The following is a 6,271-nucleotide window of genomic DNA, read 5'->3' as shown; positions in this document are numbered from 1 at the left end:
TCGAGCCGCCTTCCAGCAGGCCCTCCGGGCTTCGTTCTTTCGTGTTTCCAGCTTATCAGACGTTTTCCGCCCCGTTTTCCGGAGTTTCATTCATCCGATTTCCCGAACTGGCCGGGGCCACTTTCGCGACGTCCACCACTTTAGCTCATTCCGAGTGTCACTCGAAATTCACACTCACCCTGGTTGACGGGAACGCCAATGAGCCCATTTTCATGGGGACCGGGGTGAGGGTGGGTCGAGCTGAGTGGATGGCCGCTCCAGCGACTCGTTCAACACTAGGCCATCGGGACGACACCGTCAAACCCCGAGGGCCGGATCTGTCCAGATCCGGCCCTCGGGGCTCAAAGCCGCAGCTCAGAGCGGGTGCGTTCTCAGCCAAGCGCGCCAAGCGTCAGCCGGCGGCGACCAGCTCCGCCGCCGCCAGGTTCCGCTTGCCGCGCCGCAGCACGAGCCAGCGGCCGTGCAGCAGGTCGGCCTCGGACGGCACTGCCTCCTCGTCCGTCACCTTGACGTTGTTGAGGTAGGCGCCGCCTTCCTTGATCGTCCGACGGGCGGCCGAGCGGCTCGGCGACAGGCCGACGGCGACCAGCAGGTCGACCACCGTCTGGAGCTCGGTCACCTCGGCCTTCGGGACCTCGGCCAGGGCGGCGGCCAGGGTCGGGGCCTCCAGGTCGGCGAGGTCGCCCTGACCGAACAGCGCCTTGGACGCGGCGACCGCGCGCTCGTACTGCTCCGCGCCGTGCACCAGCGTGGTGAGCTCCTCGGCGAGGGCCCGCTGGGCGAGGCGGGCGGCGGGGCGCTCGGTGGTCTCGCGCTCCAGCTCCTCGATCTCCTCCTTCGAGCGGAAGCTGAAGATCCGCAGGAAGTTGGAGACGTCCCGGTCGTCCGCGTTCAGCCAGAACTGGTAGAAGGCGTACGGGGTGGTCAGCTCGGGGTCGAGCCAGACCGTGCCGGACTCGGTCTTGCCGAACTTGGTGCCGTCGGCCTTGACGATCAGCGGCGTGGCCAGCGCGTGGACGGACTTGCCGTCGGCCTTGCGGATCAGGTCCGTGCCGGCGGTGAGGTTGCCCCACTGGTCGCTGCCGCCGGTCTGCAGCGTGCAGCCGTAGCGGCGGTTCAGCTCCAGGTAGTCCATGCCCTGGAGGATCTGGTAGCTGAACTCGGTGTAGCTGATGCCCGCGTCGGAGTTGAGCCGTCGGGCGACGGCCTCCTTGGCGATCATGTTGTTGACCCGGAAGTACTTGCCCACGTCACGCAGCAGGCTGATCGCCGACATCCCGGACGTCCAGTCCAGGTTGTTGACCATGCGCGCCGCGTACGGGCCGTCGAAGTCCAGGAAGCGCGAGATCTGGCCGCGCAGCCGCTCGACCCAGCCGGCCACCGTCTCGGGGTCGTTGAGCACGCGCTCGGCGGTGGGCTTCGGGTCGCCGATCAGGCCCGTGGCGCCCCCGACCAGGCCGAGCGGGAGGTTCCCCGCCTGCTGGATGCGGCGCATGGTGAGGATCTGCACCAGGTTGCCGAGGTGCAGGCTGGGGGCCGTCGGGTCGAAGCCGCAATAGAACGTGACCGGGCCGTCCGCGAACGCCTTGCGCAGTGCGTCCTCGTCGGTGGACAGGGCGATCAGCCCACGCCACCGCAGCTCGTCGACGATGTCCGTCACGGTCACGCTTCTCCTTCGATCGGGCGTCCGCCCAGTGCCGGCCCGGTTCGGTCGGGCCCCGGGTCGGTACGACTCCAGCCTGATAGAGCCTACGCGGTCCCGGCCAGCGAGTTTCCCCCGAGGCGCCACACCGGTCGGGCGGCGTCCGTCCCCCGGCCCCTCCCCGATACCGGAAATTCCGTTGTTCGACGGCTGCGGGCCCATTCAGAGTGGTTCCACCGCCGTGCGGCGGCAGTGACGTGTGTGGAGACGGTCGTGCCGCCGTGGCACGCCCGCGGGAAGGGTGTGCCGAGTGCGCAACACGCTGGTTCTGAACGCGAGCTACGAGCCCCTGACGACGGTGTCGCTCCAGCGCGCCGTCGTCCTGGTGCTCCAGGACAAGGCGGTGGTGGAGCAGGCGCATCCGCTGCGCTCGATCCGGGGGACGGGCGTGGCCGTCCCGGTGCCGCGGGTGATCAGACTGCAACGGTACGTACGGGTGCCGTTCCGACAACGGGCTCCGTGGTCGCGGCGGGGTGTCCTGGCCCGGGACCAGCACCTCTGCGCGTACTGCGGGCGGCGGGCCACCACGGTGGACCACCTCCAGCCCAGGTCGCGCGGTGGTGCCGACAGCTGGATCAACACCGTCGCCGCGTGCGCGGAGGACAACCAGCGCAAGGCGGACCGCACGCCGGAGCAGGCCGGGATGAAGCTGCTGCGCCGCCCGTTCGAGCCGACGCCGCAGGCCAGCCTGATGCTGGCGCTCGGTCTGCGCAGCTCGGAGGTCCGCGACCTCGCCGACTGGCTGCCGGTCGTACCGGGCCGGCCCGTCTCGGCGGCCTGAGCACACATCCGACGACACCCGGCGACTGAAAGCGACTGGAGGCGACGGACGGCGGCCGGCAACGGCGGTGACGGCGGTGACGGCGGCGGGCGTGGAGCAGGCAGGGCGGAAGGCGTCAGTCCTTCGCCTGGTACCCCGCCGCCGTGCCGTAGTTGGTCGAGTGCTCGGGCACCACGACCACCTGCCCGCCGCCGATCAGCACCCGTCCGGAGATCAGCAGCGATCCGGTGCCGGAGGGGAAGTTGCCGCCGGTGGCCTCCTGGCCGCCCGCCAGCGGGAACCGGCTGAGGCGGGCGGGCTGGTCGCGGCGTTCGTCGGCGGCGAGCACCAGCGACCCGCCGTCGATGCCGACGGCCCGGACGGCGCCCTTGGCGGCGGTCGGCACCTTCCAGCGCTGCTTGCCGGTGTCCAGGTCGTAGCCGACCGCGGCCACCTGCCCGCCGCCGTTCGGCGGAGTCAGGGTGGTGACCATCGTGCGGCCCTCGAAGTACACGCCGGGAGTGGCCGAAAACGTACCGTGGGCGACGTCCAGCCGGCCGCCGTCGACGGCCACCGGGATCTCGGCGGCCGGGTCGCCGGCGGTGCCCCAGGCGAACACCCGGTCGTTCTCCGGCTTCTCGCCGGTGGTGAGGACGACGGCCGGCTCGGCGGACAGCACGGTCACCGTCTTCGGCTGGTTGTTCAGGCCCCGCCACCAACTGACCTTGCCGTCGGCGGTGTTCAGCGCGACGGCCTGGTCCGCGGGGGTCGAGTCGGCGCAGGAGGAGGCGACCAGCACCGTCTTGCCGCTGACCCCGCCGGACAGCGTGCAGAACTTGCCCTGGCCGGTGTACTGCCAGACGTCCTTCCCGTCGGCCGACTCCCAGGCCAGCACCCGGTCGTCGCCGACCGCGATCACCTTGTCCTCGGTGACGCCGACCCGGGCCGAGTAGGCGCCCTTGGCGTCCGAGAGGGCCTTGGTCCAGGCGGTCCTGCCGGTCTTGGTGTCCACGGCGACCACCAGCGTGCAGGGGCTCTTCGGATCGGCCTGCGGACGGAACAGCGCCGCGCCCAGGCCCGCCTGGTTCACCCCCGCCGACAGCCCGCACGGGACGGCCCCGGCGGCCGGCGGCTCCACCGACCAGGCGAGCTTGCCGCCCGCCCGGTCGTACGCGTGCACCCCGGAGCCGTCGGCCCGGACCACCGCGTCGGCCAGCGGCCAGCTGCCGACCAGCGTGTCGTCGCCCCCGGCAGGACCGGCCGCGGCGGGCTGCGCGGCCCACGCCCGGGTGTGCGCCACCGCGAAGCCCGGCTCACCGCCGCTGCTCGCCGCCGCGCTGCCGCCGCCCTCGGTGCCGACCATCAGCCCGGCCACCGCCAGCACGCCCAGCGCGGCCACCCCGGCGCCGGTCCGCACCAGCAGGGCCTTGCGACTGGGCACGTGATCGCCGGTCAGCACCGCGCCGGCGGCCTTCCGGGCCCTGGCGGAGAGTGCGGAGCCGGAGCCCGCGGCGGTGCCGGAACCGCCGCCGGCGCCCCGGCGGGCGGCGGCCCGCGACGGCGCGACGGGCTCGGCCGTCACGCCGGGGGCCTGCGGAGAGGTCTCGGCGGGCTCCTCGGGGACGGGCGCGGGCGCCGGCTCGGCCTCCTCGATGTGCACGTAGCCGTCCGCCGAGTACTCCGCCCCCGCCGGGACGTACAGCCCGTCACCGGCGGGCTGCTGCGCGGCGGCGTACGGCGCGTACGGCTGGTGCTGCAGCGGGTGGTCCTGGTACGGCGGATACGGCTGGTACTGCCCCTGCTCGCCGTACTGGCCCTGGACGTAGCCGCCCTCGGCCTGGCCGGTCCGGCCGTGCCCGCCCTGGTCGTAACCGGCGTGCCCGTAGCCGCTCTGGTCGTAACCGGAGTGCCCGTAGCCGCCCTGCCCGTACCCGCCCTGCCCGTACCCGCCGTGGTCGTAACCGGAGTGCCCGTAGCCGACCTGGTCGCCCTGGCCGGCCTGCGGCTGCTGCTGCCCGTACTCCGCCGGGCCGTGACCCGCCTGCGGCTGCCACGGCGACGGCTGCTCCGGCGCCTGCTGCTGCTCGGCGTACCCCCCGTACCCGCCGTTCGGCCAGTCCGCGTCACTCCGGGGCGGCCAGGGCTGTCGGGGGTGGGCGTCTCCGAAGGGCTCCTGCGCCATCCGTTCCGTCCCTCCCGAGCCGCCTGCCTGCCGATGCGGCAGTCAGCATCTCACGCCCGCCCGGGGGCGCGGCCCGGGCCCTCGGTCGTCCGGGTCCCCCGCTTCCGGCCGTACGGTCGGTCAGCCGGCCGACTCGGCGCGCAGGGCCTCGTCGATCCGGGCGGCGAGGGTGAGGTCCAGACCGGTGAGGCCGCCGGCGCTGTGGGTGGACAGCACGAAGCGCAGGGTGCGCCAGCGGATGTCGATGTCGGGGTGGTGGTCGAGCGCCTCGGCCTGCTCGGCGACGGCGCCGACCACCCGGATCGCGGCCGGGAAGTCCGGGGCGGCGGCGGTCCGGACGATGCTGCCGCCCTCCCGCTCCCACTGCGGCAGCGCCGCCAGGGCCGCCGTGATCTCGTCCTCGCTCAGCCGTGCCCTGCTGCTCATCGCCGCGCTCCTGGTGGGTCGTCGGTCCGGGGTACCGGGCCCCGGGAGGTCCGGGGTCCGGTGTCAGGCGGCCTTCCGGCGCGGACGGACCACCAGCTCGCCGCCGCAGTTGGGGCAGGCGCCGGCCATGGCCTCGGTGCAGTCCGGGCAGAAGGTGCACTCGTAGGAACATATCGAGGCGCCGCCGTCCGCGGTCAGCGACACCTCGCAGCGCTCGCAGCGCTCACGCATCTCCAGGGCCATGGCGTACTCCTCCGATGTGCGGACGGTCAGACGGTCTGACGTCCGTTCAGCTCAGCAACAGCTTGGTGACGGCCACCAGGCCGACCACCACGATGACGGCGCGCAGCGCGGTCGGCGGGAGCCGGCGGCCGACCTTGGCGCCGAGCAGACCGCCGACCAGCGAGCCCGCCGCGATCAGCCCGGCGGCGGCCCAGTTCACGGTCGAGGTGAAGAGGAAGAAGAGCGCTGCGACCGCGTTGACGATCATCGCCAGGGCGTTCTTCACCGCGTTGATCCGCTGGAGCTCCTCCTGGAGCAGCATGCCCATCAGCGCCATCAGCAGCACGCCCTGCGCGGCGCCGAAGTAGCCGCCGTAGATGCCGGTCAGGAACACGCCGACCAGCAGCACCGGGCCGCCGTCCGGATCGCCGTCGGGGCGGCGGCGGGCCGCGACGGCCTTGGCCACCCGGGGCTGGACCACCACCAGGACGAGCGCGAGCAGGATCAGCGCCGGGACGATCGCGTCGAAGGCCCCGCTCGGCAGCCTGACCAGCAGCAGCGCGCCGAGCAGCCCGCCGAGCAGCGAGGCGGTGCCCATCCGCAGCACGCGGCGGCCCTGGTCGGCCAGTTCACGGCGGTACCCGATCACGCCGCTGAGCGAGCCGGGGACCAGGCCGAAGGCGTTGGAGACGTTGGCGGTGACCGGGGGGATGCCGACGGCGAGCAGGACCGGGAAGGTGATCAGGGTGCCGGAACCGACGATCACGTTGATCATCCCGGCACCGACGCCCGCCACCAGGACGGCGATCGACTCCCAGAGCGTCATGGGTCGGCTCTCCTCTCGGTCCTGTCCGAGGGGATCATGCCGGACGGCCGTACGGCCCGACCAGACCCTCCCACGATTCGGGACGCACGCCACAGCGCCCGGTCCGCCCGGGCCGGCGCCGCGACAGGCCGAGGGCCCGCCGCCTCCCGGCGA

At 73.1% G+C, this 6,271-nt stretch carries 6 protein-coding genes; 1 reads left to right on the top strand and 5 read right to left on the bottom strand.

Going from position 1 to position 6,271, the window contains the following annotated elements:
• Positions 1–391 precede the first annotated feature (391 nt).
• On the bottom strand, positions 392–1,660 hold the full coding sequence (gene tyrS / locus ACFY0X_RS27780) for a tyrosine--tRNA ligase (protein ID WP_387758540.1): 1,269 nt from the start codon (positions 1,658–1,660) through the stop codon (positions 392–394).
• A gap of 292 nt (positions 1,661–1,952) precedes the next feature.
• Here tyrS and ACFY0X_RS27775 point away from each other — a divergent pair, with 292 nt between their 5' ends.
• Complete coding sequence (locus tag ACFY0X_RS27775) at positions 1,953–2,483, top strand: HNH endonuclease (protein WP_387758525.1); 531 nt, start codon at positions 1,953–1,955, stop codon at positions 2,481–2,483.
• A gap of 115 nt (positions 2,484–2,598) precedes the next feature.
• Here ACFY0X_RS27775 and ACFY0X_RS27770 read toward each other — a convergent pair whose 3' ends face one another.
• From ACFY0X_RS27770 to ACFY0X_RS27755, 4 genes are all read right to left on the bottom strand, one after another.
• Positions 2,599–4,644 (bottom strand): PQQ-binding-like beta-propeller repeat protein, encoded by a 2,046-nt coding sequence (locus ACFY0X_RS27770; RefSeq protein ID WP_387758524.1) that lies wholly within the window; start codon positions 4,642–4,644, stop codon positions 2,599–2,601.
• A gap of 120 nt (positions 4,645–4,764) precedes the next feature.
• A complete protein-coding gene (locus ACFY0X_RS27765) occupies positions 4,765–5,070 on the bottom strand; it encodes a 4a-hydroxytetrahydrobiopterin dehydratase (RefSeq protein ID WP_387758522.1) in 306 nt (101 codons plus the stop codon).
• A 63-nt stretch (positions 5,071–5,133) separates the two neighbouring features.
• A complete protein-coding gene (locus ACFY0X_RS27760) occupies positions 5,134–5,313 on the bottom strand; it encodes a DUF1272 domain-containing protein (RefSeq protein ID WP_387758521.1) in 180 nt (59 codons plus the stop codon).
• A gap of 46 nt (positions 5,314–5,359) precedes the next feature.
• Positions 5,360–6,118: a sulfite exporter TauE/SafE family protein gene (locus ACFY0X_RS27755; RefSeq protein WP_387758519.1), complete on the bottom strand. Its 759-nt coding sequence runs from the start codon at positions 6,116–6,118 to the stop codon at positions 5,360–5,362.
• Between the last annotated feature and the right edge of the window lie 153 nt (positions 6,119–6,271).

This window comes from Kitasatospora sp. NPDC001547, from assembly GCF_042894165.1.
Taxonomy (GTDB): Bacteria; Actinomycetota; Actinomycetes; order Streptomycetales; family Streptomycetaceae; genus Kitasatospora.
This window is presented reverse-complemented; position numbering and strand designations above follow the sequence as displayed.